Origin of the sequence: Modicisalibacter sp. 'Wilcox' (assembly GCF_010993675.1) — a bacterium.
Taxonomy (GTDB): domain Bacteria; phylum Pseudomonadota; class Gammaproteobacteria; order Pseudomonadales; family Halomonadaceae; genus Modicisalibacter; species Modicisalibacter tunisiensis.
Genome location: NZ_WNXF01000006.1, coordinates 160,646 through 181,812, shown reverse-complemented (window position 1 = coordinate 181,812; position 21,167 = coordinate 160,646). Strand labels below are relative to the sequence as shown.

Here is a 21,167-nt window from a genome sequence, read left to right as displayed (position 1 = left end):
ATCATGGAGTCGTTGCAGGACAGTTCGCTGTTTCGTCCCTTCGCCTATATCGACGGCGGCTGGGTCGCCGCCGACAGCGGCGAACAGATCGAGGTCGACAATCCGGCGACGGGCGAGACCATCGGCAGGATGCCGCGCATGGGGCGCGCCGAGACGCAGCGCGCCATCGAGGCCGCCGATGCGGCGCTGCCGAGCTGGCGGGCGCACACCGCCCAGGAGCGGGCCGACATTCTGATGAAATGGTACGACCTGATGCTCGAGCATCAGGACGAGCTCGCCGCCATCATGACCCTCGAGCAGGGCAAGCCGCTCAAGGAGGCGGCGGGCGAGATCGTCTATGCGGCCAGCTTCCTGCGCTGGTTCGCCGAGGAGGCGCGCCGGATCTACGGGGAGACGGTACCCGCCGCCAAGTCCAATCAGCGCATCCTGGTGACCAAGCAGCCGGTGGGTGTGGTGGGCGCCATCACCCCCTGGAACTTCCCGGCGGCGATGATTACCCGCAAGGTCGGCGCGGCACTGGCCGCCGGTTGTACCACGGTGGTCAAGCCCGCCAGCCAGACGCCGTTCTCGGCCACCGCGCTGGCGCTGCTGGCCGAGCGCGCGGGCGTGCCGCGCGGCGTGTTCAACGTGGTTTCCGGTCAGGCCAGCGAGATCGCCGGTGCGCTGACCGAGTCGCCGCTGGTGCGCAAGATCACCTTCACCGGTTCCACCGAAGTGGGCCGCAAGCTGATGGCGCAGGCCTCGCAGCACATCCAGAAGATTTCCCTGGAACTGGGCGGCAACGCGCCGTTCCTGGTCTTCGAGGACGCCGACCTGGACGCCGCCGTGGAAGGGGCCATGGCCTCCAAGTTCCGCAACGGCGGCCAGACCTGCGTGTGCGTCAACCGCTTCCTGGTGCAGTCGAGCGTGGTCAACGCCTTCTGCGAGAAGCTGGCCGCGGCCATGAACAGCGAGCTGCATGTCGGTGACGGCACCAAGGACGGGGTCAACATCGGGCCGTTGATCGACCAGAATGCGGTCGAGAAGGTCAACCGGCATATCCGTGATGCCGTCGACAAGGGCGCCGAGCTGCTGCTGGGCGGCCATCCCCATCCGCTGGGCGGCAACTTCTTCACCCCGACGCTGGTCAATCAGGCCAGCAGCGACATGCTGGTCGCCTCCGAGGAAACCTTCGGTCCGCTGGCGGCGGTGTTCCCCTTCGACGACGAGGAAGACGCCGTGGCCATGGCCAACGATACCCCGTTCGGTCTGGCCGCCTACTTCTATTCGCGGGACCTGAGTCAGGTATGGCGGGTCGGCGAGGCGCTGGAATACGGCATCGTCGGCGTCAACACCGGGCTGATCTCCAACCCCGCCGCGCCGTTCGGCGGGGTCAAGGAGTCCGGCCTGGGTCGCGAGGGCGGTCATCAGGGGCTCGACGAGTTCCTGGAGACCAAGTACCTGTGCATCGACCTGGGCTGACCGGGCTTCACCCGGAGCGGTAAGCCGTAAGCCTTAAGCTTGAGAAACGAAAACCCCATCGGCCATGACCGATGGGGTTTTTCTTTCCAGACACCAGAGAAAACGGCTGGCCGAGTTCCAGGGTTTTCCGCGCCCTAGTGGCGGAAGTGGCGCATCCCGGTGAACACCATGGCGATGCCCGCCTCGTTGGCGGCGTCGATCACTTCCTGATCGCGCATCGAGCCGCCGGGCTGGATGACCGCGGTAATGCCCGCCTCGGCGGCGGCGTCGATGCCGTCGCGGAAGGGGAAGAAGGCATCCGAGGCCATCACCGAGCCGGGCACCGAGAGGTCTTCGTCGGCGGCCTTGATGCCGGCGATCCGCGCCGAGTAGACCCGGCTCATCTGGCCGGCGCCGACGCCGATGGTCTGGCCGCCCTTGGCGTAGACAATGGCGTTGGACTTGACGTACTTGGCGACCTTCCAGGCGAAGGCCAGGTCGCGAAGCTCCTGCTCGCTGGGCGCACGTTCGGTGACCACCTGCAGTTCGTCGCGACCGACCATGCCCAGGTCGCGATCCTGGACCAGCAGGCCGCCGGTGACCCGCTTGAGGTCGTGCGCCGGGCGACGCTCGCCGGGCCAGTGGGCGCCGACGTCGAGCAGGCGCACGTTCTTCTTCTCGGCGACGACGGCGGCGGCCTCGTCGCTGACGCCCGGCACGATGATCACCTCGACGAACTGGCGATCGATGATCGCGCGGGCCGTCTCGGCGTCCAGCGGCCGGTTGAAGGCGATGATGCCGCCGAAGGCGCTGGTCGGGTCGGTGGCGAAGGCCTTTTCATAGGCGGCCAGCAGGGTCTCGCCGAGGGCCACGCCGCAGGGGTTGGCGTGCTTGACGATCACGCAGGCGGTGTCGGTGAAGGCCTTGACGCACTCGAAGGCGGCGTCGGTATCGGCGACGTTGTTGTAGGAGAGCGCCTTGCCCTGGCGCTGCACGGCGGTGGCCACGCTGGCCTCGCCGGCATCGGCCTCGACATAGAAGGCGGCACTCTGGTGCGGGTTCTCGCCGTAGCGCATCGACTGCTTCTTGTGGAACTGCAGGTTGTAGGTGCGCGGGAAGCCGGGCTCGCCGCCCTCGACGCGCTGGCCCAGGTAGTCGGCGATGGCCGCGTCATAGCCGGCGGTGTGCTCGAAGGCCTTGACCGCCAGGTCGAAGCGCAGGGTATCGCTGACGGCGCCGTCGTGGGCCTGCATGTCATCGAGTACCCGGGCGTAGTCGTCGCTGTCGACGACGATGCTGGTGTGGGCGTGGTTCTTGGCGCAGGCGCGCACCATGGTCGGGCCGCCGATGTCGATGTTCTCGATGGCCTCATCCAGCGTGCAGTCGGGCCGGGCGACGGTAGCGGCGAAGGGGTAGAGGTTGACCACCACCATGTCGATGGGTGCGATGTCGTTGTCGGCCATCACGGCATCGTCCTGGCCGCGGCGCCCGAGGATGCCGCCGTGGATCTTCGGGTGCAGGGTCTTGACCCGGCCGTCCATGATCTCGGGAAAGCCGGTGTGCTCGGAGACTTCGGTGACGGCGACACCGTTCTCCTGGAGCAGGCGGTAGGTGCCGCCGGTGGAGAGCAGCTCGACGCCGCGCTCGGCGAGCGCGCGGGCGAAGTCGACGATGCCGGCCTTGTCCGACACGCTGATCAGGGCGCGCCGTACGGGCTGGGGACGGGTCTGCGAAGATTGTTCGGCCATGGTGTCACTCTTGGGGTGGCGGTTTCACGGGGATTGCAGCGACGGTGGCGGCACCGGGGGCTGGACCGCCGGTGCCGCCGGGATCAGATCAGGTCGTACTGCTTGAGCTTCTTGCGCAGCGTGCCTCGATTCAGCCCCAGCATGTCGGCGGCACGGGTCTGATTGCCGCCGGCGTACTCGAGCACGGCGCCGAGCAGGGGCGCCTCGACCTCGGCCATGACCATGGCATAGAGGTCGGTGACCGTCTCGCCCTCGAGGTGGGCGAAGTAGCGGCGCATGGCGTCATCCACGGCCTGGCGCAGGGTCTGTCCGCGGGGCAGGGCCGTTGCGAGCGGCTCTTCCTCCGTCGCGGCTTCGGGGGATAGGGGTTGACTGCTGGTCATGCTGCGCTGATTCCATCGGTTGCCGGACACCCGGTCCGGCAGAACAGTTCATCCACGAAACGCTGCTGCGCGTCCGGCGTCTCGAGCGCGTTGAAGCGCTTGCGCTGCGCCGGAGCGTCGTCCCGCGTGCTCAGATACCAGCCGATGTGCTTGCGCGCGATGCGCACGCCCATGACCTCGCCGTAGAAGGCATGCAGGGCCTCGAGATGGTCGTGCATGACGGCGTGCTGCTCGGCGCGGGACGGTGCGCTCGGGGTCTCTCCGGTGCGCAGGAAGTGGTCGATCTCGCGGAAGATCCAGGGGTTGCCCTGGGCGCCGCGACCGACCATGACGGCATCCGCCCCAGTATAGTCGAGAACCTCGGCCGCCCTGGCGGGGGAGTCGATATCGCCGTTGGCGAAGACCGGCAGCGACACGCTGGCCTTGATGGCGGCGATGGTGTCGTATTCGGCCTGGCCCGAGTAGCGCTGGTCGCGGGTCCGGCCGTGCACGGCCAGGGCCCGGATGCCGGCGTCCTCGGCGAGGCGCGCCACGCGCACGCCGTTGCGGCTGCGCTCGCACCAGCCGGTGCGGATCTTCAGGGTCACCGGCACGTCCACGGCGGCGACCACGGCGTGGAGGATCTCGGCCACCAGGCGCTCGTCACGCAGCAGGGCCGAACCGGCGGCCTTGTTGCAGACCTTCTTGGCCGGGCAGCCCATGTTGATGTCGATGATCTGGGCGCCGCGCTCGACATTGAGTCGGGCGGCCTCGGCGAGCATCTCGGCATCGCCGCCGGCGATCTGCACGCTGCGCGGGCCCGGCTCGCCGCTGTGGTCCATGCGCAGCCGCGACTTGCGGGTGTGCCACAGGCTGGGGTCCGAGGTGACCATCTCGCCCACCACCAGGCCCGCGCCGAGACGCCGGCAGAGCTGGCGAAAGGGGCGGTCGGTGACACCGGCCATGGGCGCCAGGATGACCCGGTTGGGCAGCTGGTAGGGGCCAATGGCGGGGGGTGCGATGCTGGCAGTGGCTGACATCGTCATCGGGGGTCTCGGCTCAAGGGGCCGCCTATGATACTCACCTGCCCGCCCAGATTGAAGGCCGCGACCCCGCTCGCTGATGGCACGACCGCCGGCCGGACGTTCAGGCGCGACCGGTCAGCAGCACCCAGCCGTCACGCTCGACCGGCTCGTCCATGGCCAGTCCCTGATCGCGGTAGGCGGCGAGCACGTCCTCGGCCTGGTGGGCGAGAATGCCCGACAGCGCCAGGCGGCCGCCGGGGGCGACGTGGCCGGCGATGGTCGGCGCGAGTTCGACGAGCGGCCCGGCGAGGATGTTGGCGAGCACGACCGCGAAACGTTCCGCGGGCAGCGTCTCGGGCTGGTGGAGGAGCAGCCGGTCCGCGGCGATGGCGTTGCGCTCGGCGTTGTCACGTGTCGCCAGCAGCGCCTGGGGGTCGATGTCGGTGCCCGTCGCGGCGCTTGCGCCCAGCTTGAGGGCGGCGAGCGCCAGGATGCCGGAACCGCAGCCGACGTCGAGCACCCGTTGGCCGTCGAGGAGGCCATCGACGCTGAGCCCGTCGAGCCAGCCCAGGCACAGCGCGGTGGTGGGATGGGTGCCGGTGCCGAAGGCCAGGCCCGGGTCGAGGCGCAGGTTGACGGCCCCGGCATCCGGCGCCTCATGCCAGCTGGGCACGATCCACAGCCGCTGCCCCATGCGCAGGGGCTCGAAGCCATCCATCCACTCGCGCTCCCAGTCACGGTCGGCGAGCAGCTCGTACTCGATGGCCGGGCAGGGCTCGTCGCCCATCGCCGCCGCCCAGCCCTGACGGACCCGCTCGAGCATCGCCTCGACGCCTTCAAGGTCATCGTAGAGGCCGGTCAGCACGGTCTCCTGCCACAGTGGCGTGCTGCCGCGCTCCGGCTCGAAGACCGGGTCGTCGTGGGCGTCCTGCAGGGTGATGGCCTGGGCGCCCTCGGCGAGCAGCAGGTCCTCGAGGGTCTCGGCCTGGTCCGGCGCGATGCGGGCCTTGAGTTGCAGCCAGGGCATGACGGTCTCCTCGGCAAGCCCGGCTCACTCGCCGAGCTTCTTCTCCAGGTAATGGATGTTGACGCCGCCCTGCTGGAAGGCGCCGTCGCGGACCAGATCCTTCTGCAGGTCGATGTTGGTCTTGATGCCTTCCACCAGCAGCTCGTCGAGGGCGTTGCGCATGCGCGTCAGGGCATTGGTGCGATCCGCGCCCCAGGTGATCAGCTTGCCGATCAGCGAGTCGTAATGGGGCGGCACGCTGTAGCCGGTGTACAGGTGCGAGTCCATGCGCACGCCGAGCCCGCCGGGAGCGTGGTAGAGGTCCACCTTGCCGGGGGAGGGCATGAAGGTGCGCGCGTCCTCGGCGTTGATCCGGCACTCGAAGGCGTGGCCCTTGACCTCGACATCGGCCTGCCGGATCGACAGCGGCTGGCCGGAGGCGATCAGCAGCTGCTGCTTGACGATGTCGACGCCGGTGACCATCTCGGTGACCGGGTGTTCGACCTGCACGCGGGTGTTCATCTCGATGAAGAAGAACTCGCCCTTCTCGTAGAGGAACTCGAAGGTGCCGGCACCGCGATAGCCGATCTCCAGGCAGGCATCGGTACAGGCCTTGAGCACCCGGGCGCGGGCCTCGGGATCGATGTGCGGCGCGGGCGCCTCCTCGAGCACCTTCTGGTGGCGGCGCTGCAGCGAGCAGTCGCGATCGTACAGGTGAATGGCGTTGCCCTGGCCGTCGGCCAGCACCTGGACCTCGACGTGGCGCGGCTCCTCGAGGAACTTCTCCATGTACACCGTGCCGTCGCCGAAGGCACTGCTGGCCTCGGTCTTGGTCACGCTGACCGAGGAGAGCAGGTGGGCTTCGGTGTGCACCACGCGCATGCCGCGCCCGCCGCCGCCGGCGGCGGCCTTGATGATCACCGGATAGCCGATGCGCCGGGCGGTGGCCAGCACGGCGTCGTCGTCATCCGGCAGCGGGCCGTCGGAACCGGGCACGGTGGGCACGCCGGCCTGTTTCATGGCCTCGATGGCGCTGACCTTGTCGCCCATCAGGCGAATGGTCTCGGCGCGCGGGCCGACGAAGACGAAGCCGGAGCGCTCGACCTGCTCGGCGAAGTTGGCATTCTCCGAGAGGAAGCCGTAGCCGGGGTGGATGGCGTCGGCGTCGGTGACCTCGGCGGCGCTGATCAGCGCCGGGATGTTCAGGTAGGACTGGGCCGAGGCCGCCGGACCGATGCAGACCGCCTCGTCGGCCAGGCGCACGTGCATGAGGTCACGGTCGGCCTTGGAATGCACCGCGACGGTGCGAATGCCCAGCTCCTTGCAGGCACGCAGTATGCGCAGGGCGATCTCGCCGCGGTTGGCGATGAGTACCTTTTCCAACATGATGTGATCCGCCAGGTTGTCGCGTGAATCAGGAGATGATCAGCATCGGCTGGTCGAACTCGACCGGCTCGCCGTCCTCGACCAGGATCGCCTCGACCACGCCGTCCTGGTCGGCTTCGATCTGGTTCATCATCTTCATGGCCTCGACGATGCACACGGTCTCGCCCTTCTTGACGCTCTGGCCGACTTCGACGAACGCCTTGGCGCCCGGGGCCGGTGAACGGTAGAAGGTGCCCACCATCGGCGAGGTCACGGCATGACCGCTGGGCTGGGCCGGGGCCGGATCGGCCGGTACCGCGGGCTCGGCGCTCGGTGCCGCTGCAGGTGCGTGACTCCACTGCGGCGCGGGCGCCATGGGCTGCGCCGCGGCGCCGTTCGGGTGGCGGCTGATGCGAACCGACTCTTCACCTTCCTGAATCTCGATCTCGCTGATGTTGGATTCCTCGAGCAGCTCGATGAGTTTCTTGACCTTGCGAATGTCCATGTGTCGGCGTCTCTCGAATGGATGAATGGGGCGTGTCGTGCTGGCAGCGTCAGCCGGCAGGGCGTGACGTGCCGGTGGCCCGGGCCGGGCCCGCGGCCGCCGCGGAAAAGCGTTGCGTGGTGACCAGCGACAGCGGGTGCTCGAGCTCGGGAAAGAAAGCGGGCGGTGGGTGGCCGCTTGCCAGCGCGCGGGACGGAACTGCCGCCGGCCGCAATGGCGTCCGGGCGACGAAAGGGTCGTGGTGTAGGGGGGGTCGGACCATGACCGTGTCCTTGAAATGGCGCTGTTAACCTGTTCCGGATTCGTTCAGATCACGGCAGGTTGCCGCAAGATGCCGTCCCTGAACATCAATAACGCAGTGCTGGCGGAGTTTGCCGAAAAACCGGGGGCTTGTCCAGCCGCGCCGCGAACAGCGTTTTCAGCGACTCGCGGCGGGGGCGGCGTCGACCTGGTTCAGCACGTCATCAAGGTGCCTGGCCAGGGTCTCGGCATCGACCTCGCCCAGCAGCCGGGACACCTTCAGTTCGCGGTTGCCGGCGAAGAACAGCAGGCCGGGCGGGCCGAACAGGCCGAAGTGATCCAGCAGGGCGCGGCTGGTCGCGTCGGTGTCGGTGACATCGGCGCGGATGCGGTGGAAGTCGGCCAGGCGCCGGGCGACGGCGGGGGCCGGAAACACCTCGTGCTCCATGATCCGGCAGGCGATGCACCACTCGGCGCTGATGTCGACGAAGGCCGGTTGGCCGCGCTGTTTCGCCCGGGCGAGCTCGCGCTGCAGGCCTTCGAGTGTCGTCACGGTGGTGAAGGTGGGCGCCGCGGCGCGGGTGTCATCCGTCGAGCCGAGGCGCAGCGGGCGTAGCGGGTCATCACCGCCCTGGGCGGCACCGAGGACCAGGGCCAGCCCCCAGCCCAGCAGCAACAGCCCCAGCGTCTGGCGCAGGCGCGGCCAGCCGGCACCCAGGCCCGGCGACAGCGCACCGAGCATCAGTGCCGTGCCCATGGCCAGCGCGGCCCACAGCAGCAGTGTCACCGGGCCGGGCAGCAGGCGCTCCACCAGCCAGATGGCGATGCCCAGCATCAGCACGCCGAAGGCGCTCTTGATACCGTTCATCCAGGCACCGGCCCGGGGCAGCAGGGCGCCGCCGAAGGTCCCCACCAGCAGCAGCGGCACGCCCATGCCCAGTGCCAGGGCCAGCAGCGCAGCACCACCCCAGAGCGCCTCGCCGGTCGCCGCGATGTAGACCAGGGCGCCGGCGAGCGGGGCCGAGACACAGGGCGACACCACCACGACCGACAGGGCGCCGGCCAGGGCGAGCCCCGCCGGTCCGCTGCGTTGCAGGCGAGTCTGCCAGGCCGACACGCGCTGGCCGAGACGCGAGGGCAGGCTCAGGTTGACGGTATCGAGCATCGCCAGGGCGAACAGCGTGAACAGCAGCGCAAAGGGAATCAGCACCCAGGGGGACTGCAGGCGGGCCTGGAGGTTGAGCCCGGCGCCGAACAGTCCCATCAGCACGCCCACGATGGCATAGGTCGCCGCCATGCCGGCGACGTAGCTGCCCGACAGCAGCAGTGCCCGCCGGTGGCCGGAGCGCTGGCCGACGATGATCGCGGCGAGAATCGGCATCATCGGCAGCACGCAGGGCGTGAACGTCAGGCCCAGCCCGGCCAGGAAGAAGCCGGTCAGGACCAGCCAGGCCGGGACATCGTTGTCGAGCAGGGCGCTGAAAGCGCTGTCCGGGGCGTCGGCGGCGGGAATCGACGCCTTGGCGGAGGCCGGGAGAGCCGGGGTGGTCGACGGATCGCCCACCGAGTCCGTGGACGCCGCGCGGGGGGCATTCGATGACGTGTCCGCCAGGCCGTCGGCCGTCGCGAAGCGCTCCGGTGGCGAGCCGGGGCGGGCGGTCAACGAGAGCGTTTCGGGGGGATAGCACAGCCCGGCCTCGGCACAGCCCTGGAAGGTGATTCGGGCCGACAGGGGCTGGTCGTCCGCCACGTCGCCCTTGATGGGCACGCGCATCACCACCGGGTCGTGGAAGACGTGCACGTCGCCCAGGTAGGGGTCGCTCTTGAAGGTGCCCGGGGGCAGCTGCGGTGCGCCCAGCGACGCCCCCGGGGTGTTCCCGGTCGCGGCGAAGCGCTGTCGGTAGAGGTAGTAGCCCTCGGCCGGCGTGAAGCCGACGTAGAGGGTGTCAGCGTCGCGCCAGGCGCTGACCCGGAAGGCCTCGTCAACCGGCAGGAAGCCGCTGCCGTCGGCCTGGTTGTCCGCCAGCCAGCCGGCATGGGCGGACTGGAGAAGGAACACGGCCATGAACAGGGGCGTGATCAGCAGCAGCCGGGCGGCGAATGACGCATGACGCATGACGAGTCGTCCTCGGGTTGGGGCGGCGGCGACCGCGAGTGCGGCGTTGAGGGCCCGGCGTGGGGCGCCGAGCATCGCATGATAGGATACCCTTCTCATTGACCCAATTCTCATTCGTCACGCCCAAGGACGTCGTGGACATGGCTCTATCTCGCAACCGCAAGCGTCGCGTCGAGGTGCTCGAACGCCCCGAGTATGGATGGATCTGGAAACCGCTGCTGACGCTGGTCGTCGTCTATCTGGTGGTCTGCCTCGGACTGGGCATCTGGTGGAGCCAGCGCCCCGGCGACGTCGTCACCGCCGACGCGGCCGACACCCCCTCGCCGGTGCGGGGTCTGGCGACGGTGACCGCGCTCGAGGGCGTGGTCGAGACCCTGCTCGACAAGCCCGGTGGCCTGTTGAGCAATGATGTCTTCCCGCCCGGCGTCTGGCTGGACAACATGCCGAGCTGGGAAGGCGGCGTGCTGGATCAGGCGCGGGTGATGGCGGCGGCCCTGCCCGAGCTGAGCGGCCAGACGCCGGCCGCGCTGGAGGACGCGCAGACGGCACTGAACGCCGATCGCGGCGACTGGCTGTACCCCGGCGCCGAGCGGCGCTATGCCAAGGCGGTCGGTGCGCTGCAGGGCTATCAGGACGCCCTGGCCCAGTCGACGATGTCCGGCTTCGTCGGCGACGGCAAGCCGCTGGCGGCGTGGCTGAACGCCTCGGCCCGCCACTTCCAGCGCCAGACCCAGCACCTGCTGGCCAACGTGGACGATCCCGACGCCCTTCGCGAGCTGGGCGTGAGCGACGCGGAACTGCCCGAGGCCACGCCCTGGTTCCGCATCGACAATGTCTTCTACACGGCCCGTGGCGAGGCCTGGGCGTTCACGCAGCTGCTGCGTGCCACGCGGCGTGACTATGCCGACCTCATCGCCTCGGCCGATGCCGGCGAACTCTGGGAACGGCTGATCGCCGAGCTGGAACTGGCCCAGCGGCGCGTCTGGAGCCCGGTGATTCTCAACGGCAGCGGCTTCGGGCTCTTCGCCAATCACTCGCTGGTGCTGGCCAACCACACCCAGGCCATCGCCGAGCTGGCACGCTCGCTGGCCGCTCGGGTGCAGGATGTCACGGTCTCCCGGCCCGCGCCGGCTTCCGGCAAGACCGCCGATCAGCCGGCGGCCGACGAGGCTGCTGCCGGCCAGGCGGTGAAGGGGGCGGAGACGCCCGCCTCGGCGGGGGCGCAGGGCAGCGAGGCTCCGGCATCGTCTTCCACCGCGCCGGAGTCTACCGGGCCGGAGGCTGCCACGCCGGAGGCGACCGGCAAGACCGGCGCGAACTGACCGCCGGCTCCGGCTCCCTGCCGGAGCCTGAAAACGCCGACGGGCCGCTGAATGCGGCCCGTCGCGTCAGGGATGGCGAGTCGGTCTTACTGCTTGGTGTAGGCGGCGACGGCCTTCTCGATGGCCTTGCGCGCGGCTTCGGCATTGTCCCAGGACTCGACCTTGACCCACTTGCCCTTCTCGAGATCCTTGTAGTTCTCGAAGAAGTGGGCGATCTGCTGGCGCAGCAGTTCGGGCAGGTCGGTGACCTCCTCGACCTCGTCGTAGAGGGAGGTGAGCTTGCTGTGCGGCACACAGACCAGCTTGGCGTCCTCGCCGGCCTCGTCGGTCATGTTCAGCACGCCGACCGGACGGGCGCGGATCACGCTGCCGGGCTGGACCGGATGCGGCGTCACCACCAGGGCGTCGAGCGGGTCGCCGTCGTCGGCCAGGGTATTGGGGATGAAGCCGTAGTTGGCCGGGTAGAACATCGGCGTGGCCATGAAGCGGTCGACGACCAGCGCATCCATATCCTTGTCGATCTCGTACTTGATCGGCGCATGGTTGGCCGGAATCTCGATCGCCACGTAGACGTCGTTGGGGAGATCCTTGCCGGCGGGAATCTGGTTGAAGCTCATCGTCGAATCCTTGCGTTGGGCTGTTGGGCTGGATGACAGAAAGACTGGCCGGATTATACGAACTGTATCCGGCGATTGCCATGCCGCCCGAGGGGCCGTCGCCGTCATGGCCGATGCCGTGCGAGCGTGTATGATAGTCACGCCGCGTGACGAGCAAGGAGACCCGGTTGGCGGAACAAGCGCTGTCTTTGAGTTATGGCCAGGCCTTCGTGGCGCCCGAGCGGCGCCGGCATCGCAGCTCGATGTCGGTGCTGGTGCCCGAGGATGCCGCGGCTCTGGGGGCCAAGGGGGTCTGTGCGCTGATCAGCGATTCCATCTGGCGCAACGCGATCGCCAAGCAGGCCGGCGACCTCAGCGTGCGGGGCTTCCTGACCGACTACTACTCGACCCCGGCCCACTGGGAGGTCAAGGACTCGGCCACGCGGGTGCTGCGGGCGCTCAACAGCTGGAGCCATAGCCAGAGCCGCTACATCGAGGGAGGCAGCTACGTCAGCTCGATGTCGGCCATCGTCTTCCGTGGCGCGGAGGCGCACCTCTTCCACATGGGCGACACCCTGGTCTTTCGCCTGCGCGGGGCTGAGTTCGAGCAGCTCTCGCGCGACCACGTCACCGACCTGGGCGGTTACCGCTACCCGTCCCGCGCGCTGGGGCTCGACGGCAACCTGGACATCGACTATGACCGGCTGCCCCTGAAGCAGGGCGACCTCTTCCTGTTCACCACCCGCGCGGTGCGGGGCACCCTGATGCCTTCCGACTACGTGCAGCTGATCCGCTCCGACGTCAGCGACCTGGACGCGGCCTGCGAGCGGCTGGCCGAGGCCGCCCAGCAGCGTGCCGGTGCACGCGGCTACGATGCCGAGCAGTTCTGCTTCCAGCTGGTGCGCATCGATCGCCTGCCGGAGCGTGAGCCCGACGCCCCCGAGCCGGTGTACGGCAGCATGCCCGTGCCGCCGGAGCTGGACGTGGGGGAGCGCCTCGACGGGTTCGAGGTGCTGGCCGTGCTGTCGCGGACCGCCAAGACACGGGTCTACCGGGTACGCGACGTCCACGGCGGGCGCGAGATGGTGCTGCGCGCGCCGAGTCCCGAGCTCTCCAGCCGCAATGCCTACCTCGAGCACTTTCTGCTGCAGCAGTGGATCGTCGATCGGGTACGCTCGCCGTTCATTCCCCGGCGCATCGACATCGGGCGCCCCCACCGTTACCTCTACTACCTGACGGAGCCGGTGAACGGCGAGACGCTCGCCGACTGGGCGCGCCGTCACCCGCAGGCCACGCTGTCCCAGCGGCTGGACATCGCGCGCCAGCTGGCCAAGGCCGTGCAGGCCCTGCACCGGCGCGACGTGCTCTTCCAGCAGCTGAGGCCCGACACGATACTGCTCGACCCGCACGGGCGGGTGGTGCTGGGCTTCTTCGGCGCCTGCCACCGGCGCGAGGACGACGCCATGGCCCGCGAGCTGGCCCGCGAGGTGGGGCTCAGCGAGCACAGCGCGCCGGAGTATGCCCTGGACACGGAGGTGGGACGGCGCAGCGACCAGTACTCGCTGGCGTCGGTGATCTACTGGCTGCTGACCGGAAGGCTGCCCTATGCGCAGCCACCGCATGAGCTGCGCAGCCACACCGGCCTCGAGCAGATGCACTATCGCAGTGCACGGCTGGTCAATCCCGAGGTGCCGGTGGCGCTCGACGAAGCCCTCAAGCGGGCGCTGGACCCGCAGCGGGCGCTGCGCTTCCGCCGCTTGTCGGAGTTCCTGCTGGCCCTGCGCGACCCGCGCCGTGCTTCCGCGGAGGAGGAAAGGCCCGCGCTGCGCGAGCCGGCCAACCTCTGGCAGGCGGTCGCCGGCGTGCTGCTGCTGCTGCTGGTGCTGTCCTGGCTGATTCGCTGAGTTCGCCCCGCCCGCCGGCAAGTCGCGGCGGGCGGGGGCGGCCCTCACAGTTCGAAGGTGGGCAGCTTGCGCTCGACCTTGGCCAGCTTCAGCGAGGCGAACATGGGCAGGCCGTTCTCGAACGGCGGGAAGTCCTCGCCCTGGATCAGCGGCGCCAGGTAGCGCCGGCAGACGGGCGTGATGCCGAAGCCGTCCTCGCGGATGAAGTCGCGGGGCATGAACTTCTCCTTGTTGGCGACCTCGGCCAGCGGGGCGGCCTCGACGCGCCACTCGTAGGGGTCGTCGCTGACGCGCTTGATGGCCGGCATCATGGCGTTCTTGCCGGCCAGCGCCAGCTCCACCGCCTCCCTGCCCACGGCATAGGCCTGGTCGACATCGGTCTTCGAGGCCAGGTGGCGCGCGGCGCGCTGCAGATAGTCGGCGACCGCCCAGTGGTACTTGTAGCCCAGATCCTGCTTGATCATGCCGGCCAGGGTCGGCGCCACGCCGCCCAGCTGGCGGTGACCGAAGGCGTCGGTGTTGCCGGCGTCGGCCAGGAAGGTGCCGTCCGCGTAGCGTGCGCCCTCTGAGACCACCACCACGCAGTAGCCATAGCGCTTGACCGACTCCTCGACACGCTTCATCACCGCGCCGCGGTCGAAGGCCACCTCGGGGAAGATCACCAGGTGCGGCGGCTCGCCCTCGCCGTTGCCGGCCAGCGCGCCGGCGGCGGCGATCCAGCCGGCGTGGCGCCCCATGACCTCGAGCACGAAGACCTTGGTCGAGGTGGCGCACATCGAGGCGATGTCCAGCGCCGCCTCGCGGGTGGAGGTGGCGATGTACTTGGCGACACTGCCGAAGCCGGGCGAGTTGTCGGTGATCGGCAGGTCGTTATCGACCGTCTTGGGCACGTGGATGGCGGTCAGCGGGTAGCCCATCTTCTCGGAGAGCTGGGAGACCTTGAGGCAGGTATCGGCGCTGTCGCCGCCGCCGTTGTAGAAGAAGTAGCGGATGTCGTGGGCCTTGAAGACCTCGATCAGGCGCTCGTACTGGGCGCGGTGGCTCTCGATGTCCTTGAGCTTGTAGCGGCAGGAGCCGAAGGCGCCGCCCGGGGTGTGGCGCAGGGCACGGATGGCCTCGTCGGACTCCTGGGAGACGTCGATCAGGTCTTCCGTCAGGGCGCCGATGATGCCGTTGTGTCCGGCATACACCTTGCCGATCCGATCGCCGTGACGGCGGCACGCTTCGATCACGCCGCAGGCACTGGCGTTGATGACGGCGGTGACGCCACCGGACTGGGCATAGAAGGCATTGTGCTGGGCCATGGGGCTTCCTTTGCTCCTGCTGGTCATTGGGCTTGCGAGGGGGGAACGACCGTGCATCATAGCCGAAAGCGGCGCCAGCTGCACGGCGGCGGGCCTGTGGCGCCGGTCGAGAGCCCCATGCTAGGCTCACCCGCCTGTGGCGGCGCCCGCACGGCGTCCCGGCGACTCACTCCGGCGGGGAACTCCTGACATGCATGTGCATATCCTTGGTATCTGCGGCACCTTCATGGGCAGCCTGGCCCTGCTCGCCCGCGAGCGGGGGCTGACGGTCAGCGGCTCGGATGCCAACGTCTACCCGCCGATGAGTACCCAGCTCGAGGCCGCCGGCATCGCCCTGTGCGACGGCTATGCCGCCGAGAACCTCTCGCCGCGCCCCGACCTGGTGGTGGTCGGCAATGCGCTCTCCCGCGGCAACCCGGAAGTGGAGGCGCTGCTCGAGGCCCGCCTTCCGTATGTCTCCGGGCCCCAGTGGCTGGCCGAGCACATCCTGCCCGGGCGGCGCGTGCTGGCGGTGGCCGGCACCCACGGCAAGACCACCACCGCCAGCCTGCTGGCCTGGCTGCTGGAGTCCGCCGGGATGAGTCCGGGATTCCTGATCGGCGGGGTGCCGCGCAACTTCGGTATCTCGGCGCGCCTCGGCGCCCCCGATGCGCCCTTCGTGGTCGAGGCTGACGAGTACGACACGGCCTTCTTCGACAAGCGTTCCAAGTTCGTGCATTACCGGCCGGATGTGGTGGTGCTCAACAACCTGGAGTTCGACCATGCCGACATCTTCCCCGACCTGGCGGCCATCGAGCGCCAGTTCCATCACCTGCTGCGCACCGTGCCCGGCGACGGGCGGGTGCTGGCCGCCGATGGCGAGCCGGCCCTCGAGCGGGTCCTGGCAATGGGCTGCTGGACGCCGGTCGAGCGCTTCGGGGACGCGGCGGACAGCGCCTGGCGCTGGGCCTCGGAGCGTGCCGACGACGGGCGCTTTCGCGTGATGCACGGCAATGAGGATGCCGTGGTCGAGTGGTCGCTGAGCGGCGCGCACAACGCCCGCAATGCCCTGGGGGCGCTGGCCGCGGCGGCAACCTGTGGCGTCGATCTGGCGCGGGGCTGCGCGGCGCTTTCGCGCTTCGCCTCGCCGCGGCGGCGCCAGGAGGTGCGCGGGCAGGTCGCCGGCATTCAGGTGATCGACGACTTCGCCCATCACCCCACGGCCATCCAGGCCACCCTGCACGGCCTGCGCGCGGCGACCCCGAACGGGCGGCTGCTGGCGGTGATCGAACCGCGCTCCAACACCATGCGCCTGGGCACCCTCAAGGCGCGCCTCGGCGAGAGCGTGGCCGACGCGGATGCCGTGTGGTGGTATCAGCCGCCCGGCCTGGACTGGTCGCTGGATGCGGTGGTGGCCGCCTCGCCGGTGCCGGCACAGCGGGCCGACGACCTCGAGGCGCTGGTGGCGACCCTCGCCGAGACGGCGCGCCCCGGCGATCGGCTGGTGGTGATGTCCAACGGCGGCTTCGGCGGCATCCACGAGAAGTTGCTGGCCGCCCTGGAGGCCCGCCATGGCTGAGCGCGAAACCTTCGAGCCGCCGGTGACGGTGGCATTGACCGGGGCCTCCGGCGCCCAGTACGGGCTGCGCCTGATCGACTGCCTGGTCGCGGCCGGCCACGAGGTCTGGGTGATGATTTCCAAGGCCGCGCACATGGTGATCGCCACCGAGACCGACGTGCACCTGCCGGCCCAGCCGGCGCGCCTGGCCGAGGCGCTGATCGAACGCAGCCGGGCGAGACCGGGCCAGATCCGCTGCTTCGGCCGCGAGGACTGGATGGCGCCGGTGGCGTCGGGTTCCGGGGCGCCGAGCACCATGGTCATCTGCCCCTGCTCGACGGGCACGCTGTCGGCGGTGGCCACCGGGGCGAGCAACAACCTCATCGAGCGCGCCGCCGACGTGGCGCTCAAGGAGCGCCGGCAACTGGTGCTGGTGCCGCGGGAGAGCCCGCTGTCGGCGATCCACCTGGAGCACATGCTCGCGCTCAGTCGCCTGGGTGCGGTGATACTGCCGGCGGCGCCCGGCTTCTATCACCGCCCGGCGAGCGTCGACGAGCTGATCGACTTCATCGTCGCACGGATCCTCAACCAGCTGGGCATCGCTCACACGCTGATGCCGCGCTGGGGGGAGTAGGCCAGGCCGTCACCCTGTCGATTCTCGGATTCGCAACACGGAACCCTGCCTGATGATCAATCCTTCGCTGCTGTCGGTCTTTATCCCGACTTTCTTCATGGTGTCGCTGACCCCGGGCATGTGCATGACGCTGTCGATGGTGCTGGGCATGACGGTGGGGGTGCGCCGGGCCCTGTGGATGATGATCGGCGAGCTGCTGGGGGTGGGGCTGGTGGCGGCCGCCGCCGGTGGCGGGGTGGCGACGCTGATGCTGCGCCAGCCGGCGCTGTTCGCGATCTTCAAGTGGCTGGGCGGGGCCTATCTCGCCTGGCTGGGCTGGCAGATGTGGCGCTCGCGTGGACGCATGGCGATTCCCGATGAACCGCGCGCCGCCCGCGACGTCTCGCGGGGGCAGCTGTTCGTCCAGGGGTTCGTCACCGCCGTGGCCAACCCCAAGGGCTGGGCCTTCTTCATCGCCCTGCTGCCGCCGTTTCTCGATGCCCGCCTGGCGCTGGCGCCGCAGCTGAGCTGGCTGGTGGGCATGATCCTGTCGATCGAACTGTGCTGTCTGCTGCTCTATGCCGTCGGCGGGCGCACGGCGAGCCATCTGCTCAGCCGCAGTGGCAATGTGCGCCTGCTCAACCGCATTGCCGGGACCCTGATGGTCGGGGTGGGGGCCTGGCTGGCGCTGGGCTGAGAGGGTGCTTACAAATGACTGCGCTCGGCCATACGGCGTTGAAATCAGTTTCAAAAGGCTCATTTACCCTCTCGTGAACTCGTGTGCAAGCCCAGTCCGCTTTCGCGGCTGATTTCGCCTTGCCTGACCGTCGCTCGTGACTTTTGTAAACTCCCTCTGCGCACGGCTCAGGCGTGCGGCAGCCAGGCGAGGCGCGCCGCCAGCAGGACCGCGGAGGCCAGCAGCAGGGCCAGCCACGGCGGGCGTGGCGGCCGGCGGGCGGCGAAGCGGTGGTAGCTCAGGCGCACGAGGGCACAGACCACCAGCCCCAGCAGGGCGCCACCCACCAGGTCGCTGAGCCAGTGCACGCCGATCACCAGGCGTGACAGGGCCATGGGCACGCAGATCAGCACCGCCAGCCAGTAGGCCGACGCCCGGTAGCGCGGTGCCAGGCCGTCGGCGACGAAGGCGGCGGCCAGGCCGTAGAGCACCACGGCGGTCGAGGTGTGCGCGCTGGGGTAGGAGAATGATCCGGCGAGGTAGTCGGGGATGTCGGGGCGTACGCGCCCTGCCAGGTGCTTGAACAGCGTGTTGGCCAGGGCGATGCCGCCCAGGGCGCCGAGCCAGTGCAGTCCGAGGGCGACCAGTTTCCGCCGGGCCATCCAGGCCAGCCAGGGGACGACCAGGGCGATGACGCCGTAGGTGTCACCGAGCCTGGCCATGAGCTCGGCCAGTCGGGTGAGCCGCGGATGCTGGAGATCGACGAGCAGGGCCTGGAGCTGCTGGTCCATGGGCAGCGGGCCGTCCTGGTGCAGCACCCACAGCGTCCACCCCGAGAGGGCGGCGAGGCTGGTCAGCAGCAGCAGCAGCGACGCCAGCGGCACGCCGCTGTCGGTGCCCGCGGGCACCAGTGCCTCCCACAGCCGGCGCCCGCCCGGGTGGCGGTCGGCGAGGGCGGCCAGCCGGCGATAGGTCCAGCCGTCATGGTCGAGCTGGCGGCGCAGCAGCGAGAACGTGACCAGCAGGCCGACCACCAGCATCGCCAGCATGATCAGCCAGCGTCGGCTGTCGTGGGGCAGGGCCAGCAGTTGCTGCCAGGTGCGGCCCAGCAGATAGCCCGGCAGCACATAGGCCGGGGCCCAGAGCAGCGCCGAGCCGATGTTGGACCACAGGAAGGTGGCGGGTCGCATGTGCATCATGCCCGCGATCAACGGCACCACCGGACGTACCGGCCCCACGAAACGCCCGATCAGCACCGAGAGCACGCCGTGGCGCTGGAAGAAGCGGGCGCCGCGGGCCAGCCATTCGGGGTGGCGCCGGAATGGCCAGAGCGTGGGAATGCGCTCGCGGTAGCGGTAGCCCAGCAGGAAGCTCATGCCGTCGCCGAGGATGGCGCCCGCGGCGGCGGCCAGCAGGGCCAGGGTGATGGACAGCTCGTGATGCCCCGCCAGGGAGGCGGCGGCGGTGATCAGCACCACCCCGGGAACCAGCAGGCCGACCACAGCCAGCGACTCGACCAGGGCGATGAGCAGGAAGATCAGGTACAGCCAGCCGGGTGACGGGGTGAGCGTCGAGATCCAGTCGGTTGCGGTCACGGACTTGGCTCCAGCAGTTTCAGGCCGGCCGCCGCCAGGCGCTGTTCGAAGCGTTCGAGGGTGTCGCCGGGCAGCAGGTGTTCGCTGCGGATGCGTGCCTGAATGGCCCCGGTTTCGGCGAAGACGTCACGGTTCAGGGCCTGCAGGAGTCGCTCGCGAACGATCAGGGCGCCGGCCTCGCCGGTATCCGGCAGCAGCAGCCAGAACAGCGAGTCGCGCTCCCGGCCGAGCAGATCGTGCTGGCGGCAGTTGGCCTGGATGGTGGCGCAGGCGCGAGTGAGCAGGGCCTGCAGCAGATGGCTGCCGAACTGCTCCTCGGCCATTTCCAGCTGGGGCAGGTGGATCACCAGCACGGCCAGCGGGCGCTTGAGCGCGCGGCCACGCTCCACTTCGGCCGTCAGGCGCAGTGCCAGGGCATGGTGTGACAGGGCATCGCACTGGGCATCGGGCTGTTCGCTGTCCCGCCGCGGAAAGCGACGCTGGAGCGCCAGTCGGGCGGGGAGCGACAACAGGCCGATCAGGGTCAGGTAGGCGAGCCCGGCCTGCCAGAGCATCGGGATCGGGACGGCCAGCAGCAGCCAGACCGGGGTCAGCGACAGATTGAGCAGCGTCGCCGGTGCCAGCGGCAGCAGCAGGAAGGTCAGGGTCGGGGGGACGCCGAGCCAGAGCCAAGCCTGAGTGTCATGAGCCGCGAGGTCGGCGGCGGTCAGCAGGTAGCCGCTGATCAGGACCGCATAGGTCGCCATGCGGTGCAGACCGGGGTTGGCCAGGCGCACGAACAGCGCGCCGGCCAGCAGCAGGGTCAGCAGGGCCGGCAGCAGGATCGCCTCGTAATGCCCCATCAGGTAGTGCCAGAGGGCGTGGCTGGCGATCAGCAGCATCCCCCCGATATACACGACGAGAAACAGGCGGTCGTAGTCGCGCTGGGAGAAGTCGCGCATTCACAGGGCTCCCGCGTCGGTGACCGGCTGGTTCTGCAGCGTCAGGGCGCGGATCTGCTCGGGCAGCGCCAGCGCCAGCGCCGGGGTCAGGCCGGCAAGGCGCAGATGGGCGCCGGCCGGCAGGGCGGCCTGCAGGTGGGTCTGGCGCTGACGGGATTCCGCCGGGGTCCGGCTGATGAAGAGGGCGGCCAGGGTGCGACGATCGCACTGGTAGAGCCCCTCGTAGCGGCGCACATGCCGATCCAGCAGGCGCGCCAGTTCGGCGAGCTGGCCGGGGCGTGCCTGGAGCAGGACCAGCATGGCGGAAGAGCCCTCGCGGTCGGTACGCGCGATCTCGCGGCTCAGGTCGCGCTCCAGTTGCCGGCGTGAGTGAACGGCAATGCCGGGCAGGGTCAGGGGGCGCCAGTCGGCATGACGTCGCGATCGCTGAAAGGCCACGGCCTGGCCGCAGGCCAGCAGCCCCAGGGCGGCCAGCACCAGGGCGGCGAGCAGGCGTGTCTCGGTGGGCAGCAGCGGCTGGACCTGCCAGTAACCGACGACCGTCAGCAGCAGGACAGCCAGGCGCATCGGCAGCGGCTGGGGCAGGGCGAGCACGCCGACCCAGCCCCACAGCCACATCGGATAGCGCTCGGGGGCTTCGAGCAGGGCGAGGGTCAGCAGCATCGCGAGCAGGGCCGGCAGCCACACCTCCGCGGCGCGCCAGTTCCCGTCGGCGCGGTGCCAGAGCCAGATCAGGCCCGGGGCGGCCAGCGCCAGTACCAGGCGCAACAGGGTGTCCTGCGCCCCCGCCGCCAGCAGCAGCAGGGTCGCGGCGGTCATCAGGACGAGCCGGCGGTGGTCCCTCGCTTTGAACTTGCTCTCCATGGTGGCTT

19 protein-coding genes are annotated in these 21,167 nt (G+C 69.6%); 6 read left to right on the top strand and 13 right to left on the bottom strand.

What is annotated here, in order from left to right; translation table 11 throughout:
* Positions 1-3: 3 nt before the first annotated feature.
* The gene (locus G7A98_RS07870; RefSeq protein ID WP_163649108.1) at positions 4-1,461 is read left to right on the top strand and encodes an NAD-dependent succinate-semialdehyde dehydrogenase; all 1,458 of its coding nucleotides are present in this window, start codon (positions 4-6) and stop codon (positions 1,459-1,461) included.
* Between the two features lie 134 nt (positions 1,462-1,595).
* Here G7A98_RS07870 and purH read toward each other — a convergent pair whose 3' ends face one another.
* From purH to dsbD, 8 genes are all read right to left on the bottom strand, one after another.
* A complete protein-coding gene (gene purH, locus G7A98_RS07865) occupies positions 1,596-3,188 on the bottom strand; it encodes a bifunctional phosphoribosylaminoimidazolecarboxamide formyltransferase/IMP cyclohydrolase (protein WP_163649107.1) in 1,593 nt (530 codons plus the stop codon).
* Between the two features lie 83 nt (positions 3,189-3,271).
* Positions 3,272-3,571 (bottom strand): DNA-binding transcriptional regulator Fis, encoded by a 300-nt coding sequence (fis, locus tag G7A98_RS07860; protein ID WP_163649106.1) that lies wholly within the window; start codon positions 3,569-3,571, stop codon positions 3,272-3,274.
* Positions 3,568-4,596 carry a tRNA dihydrouridine synthase DusB gene (gene dusB, locus G7A98_RS07855; RefSeq protein ID WP_205596239.1) on the bottom strand — a complete coding sequence of 343 codons (1,029 nt, stop codon included), beginning with the start codon at positions 4,594-4,596 and terminating at the stop codon, positions 3,568-3,570. The genes fis and dusB overlap by 4 nt, the downstream gene beginning before the upstream one ends.
* A 100-nt stretch (positions 4,597-4,696) precedes the next feature.
* Positions 4,697-5,602: a 50S ribosomal protein L11 methyltransferase gene (gene prmA / locus G7A98_RS07850; RefSeq protein WP_163649105.1), complete on the bottom strand. Its 906-nt coding sequence runs from the start codon at positions 5,600-5,602 to the stop codon at positions 4,697-4,699.
* 24 nt (positions 5,603-5,626) lie between these two features.
* Positions 5,627-6,967: an acetyl-CoA carboxylase biotin carboxylase subunit gene (gene accC / locus G7A98_RS07845; protein WP_163649104.1), complete on the bottom strand. Its 1,341-nt coding sequence runs from the start codon at positions 6,965-6,967 to the stop codon at positions 5,627-5,629.
* A gap of 28 nt (positions 6,968-6,995) precedes the next feature.
* Positions 6,996-7,451, bottom strand: a complete 456-nt coding sequence (gene accB, locus G7A98_RS07840) for an acetyl-CoA carboxylase biotin carboxyl carrier protein (RefSeq protein ID WP_163649103.1) — start codon at positions 7,449-7,451, stop codon at positions 6,996-6,998.
* Positions 7,452-7,500: 49 nt separating this feature from the next.
* A complete protein-coding gene (locus G7A98_RS07835) occupies positions 7,501-7,713 on the bottom strand; it encodes a hypothetical protein (protein WP_163649102.1) in 213 nt (70 codons plus the stop codon).
* A gap of 156 nt (positions 7,714-7,869) precedes the next feature.
* The gene (dsbD, locus tag G7A98_RS07830; protein WP_240464701.1) at positions 7,870-9,807 is read right to left on the bottom strand and encodes a protein-disulfide reductase DsbD; all 1,938 of its coding nucleotides are present in this window, start codon (positions 9,805-9,807) and stop codon (positions 7,870-7,872) included.
* Positions 9,808-9,947: 140 nt separating this feature from the next.
* Here dsbD and G7A98_RS07825 point away from each other — a divergent pair, with 140 nt between their 5' ends.
* On the top strand, positions 9,948-11,129 hold the full coding sequence (locus G7A98_RS07825) for a DUF2333 family protein (protein ID WP_163649101.1): 1,182 nt from the start codon (positions 9,948-9,950) through the stop codon (positions 11,127-11,129).
* Positions 11,130-11,215: 86 nt separating this feature from the next.
* On the opposite strand, the gene ppa is transcribed toward G7A98_RS07825, so the two are convergent.
* Positions 11,216-11,746: an inorganic diphosphatase gene (ppa, locus tag G7A98_RS07820; RefSeq protein WP_163649100.1), complete on the bottom strand. Its 531-nt coding sequence runs from the start codon at positions 11,744-11,746 to the stop codon at positions 11,216-11,218.
* A 167-nt stretch (positions 11,747-11,913) separates the two neighbouring features.
* On the opposite strand from ppa, the gene G7A98_RS07815 reads away from it, so the two are divergent.
* Entirely contained in the window at positions 11,914-13,629 is a 1,716-nt protein-coding gene (locus tag G7A98_RS07815; RefSeq protein ID WP_163649099.1) for a bifunctional protein-serine/threonine kinase/phosphatase, read from the top strand.
* Positions 13,630-13,673: 44 nt separating this feature from the next.
* On the opposite strand, the gene G7A98_RS07810 is transcribed toward G7A98_RS07815, so the two are convergent.
* Positions 13,674-14,933, bottom strand: a complete 1,260-nt coding sequence (locus G7A98_RS07810; protein ID WP_163649098.1) for a 6-phosphofructokinase — start codon at positions 14,931-14,933, stop codon at positions 13,674-13,676.
* A 190-nt stretch (positions 14,934-15,123) separates the two neighbouring features.
* Here G7A98_RS07810 and mpl point away from each other — a divergent pair, with 190 nt between their 5' ends.
* Genes mpl through G7A98_RS07795 form a run of 3 tightly spaced genes read left to right on the top strand, consistent with a single transcriptional unit; the run spans position 15,124 to position 17,780 of the window.
* Complete coding sequence (gene mpl / locus G7A98_RS07805) at positions 15,124-16,491, top strand: UDP-N-acetylmuramate:L-alanyl-gamma-D-glutamyl-meso-diaminopimelate ligase (protein WP_163649097.1); 1,368 nt, start codon at positions 15,124-15,126, stop codon at positions 16,489-16,491.
* The gene (locus G7A98_RS07800) at positions 16,484-17,104 is read left to right on the top strand and encodes a flavin prenyltransferase UbiX (protein ID WP_163649096.1); all 621 of its coding nucleotides are present in this window, start codon (positions 16,484-16,486) and stop codon (positions 17,102-17,104) included. The genes mpl and G7A98_RS07800 overlap by 8 nt, the downstream gene beginning before the upstream one ends.
* A gap of 52 nt (positions 17,105-17,156) precedes the next feature.
* Positions 17,157-17,780, top strand: a complete 624-nt coding sequence (locus tag G7A98_RS07795) for a LysE family translocator (protein ID WP_205596238.1) — start codon at positions 17,157-17,159, stop codon at positions 17,778-17,780.
* 167 nt (positions 17,781-17,947) lie between these two features.
* Here G7A98_RS07795 and G7A98_RS07790 read toward each other — a convergent pair whose 3' ends face one another.
* The 3 genes from G7A98_RS07790 to G7A98_RS07780 are packed head-to-tail and all read right to left on the bottom strand — an operon-like array spanning position 17,948 to position 21,114.
* Positions 17,948-19,354: a bifunctional DedA family/phosphatase PAP2 family protein gene (locus G7A98_RS07790; RefSeq protein WP_163649095.1), complete on the bottom strand. Its 1,407-nt coding sequence runs from the start codon at positions 19,352-19,354 to the stop codon at positions 17,948-17,950.
* The gene (locus tag G7A98_RS07785; RefSeq protein ID WP_163649094.1) at positions 19,351-20,295 is read right to left on the bottom strand and encodes a diguanylate cyclase; all 945 of its coding nucleotides are present in this window, start codon (positions 20,293-20,295) and stop codon (positions 19,351-19,353) included. The genes G7A98_RS07790 and G7A98_RS07785 overlap by 4 nt, the downstream gene beginning before the upstream one ends.
* The gene (locus G7A98_RS07780) at positions 20,296-21,114 is read right to left on the bottom strand and encodes a hypothetical protein (RefSeq protein WP_163649089.1); all 819 of its coding nucleotides are present in this window, start codon (positions 21,112-21,114) and stop codon (positions 20,296-20,298) included. It lies immediately after the preceding gene.
* Between the last annotated feature and the right edge of the window lie 53 nt (positions 21,115-21,167).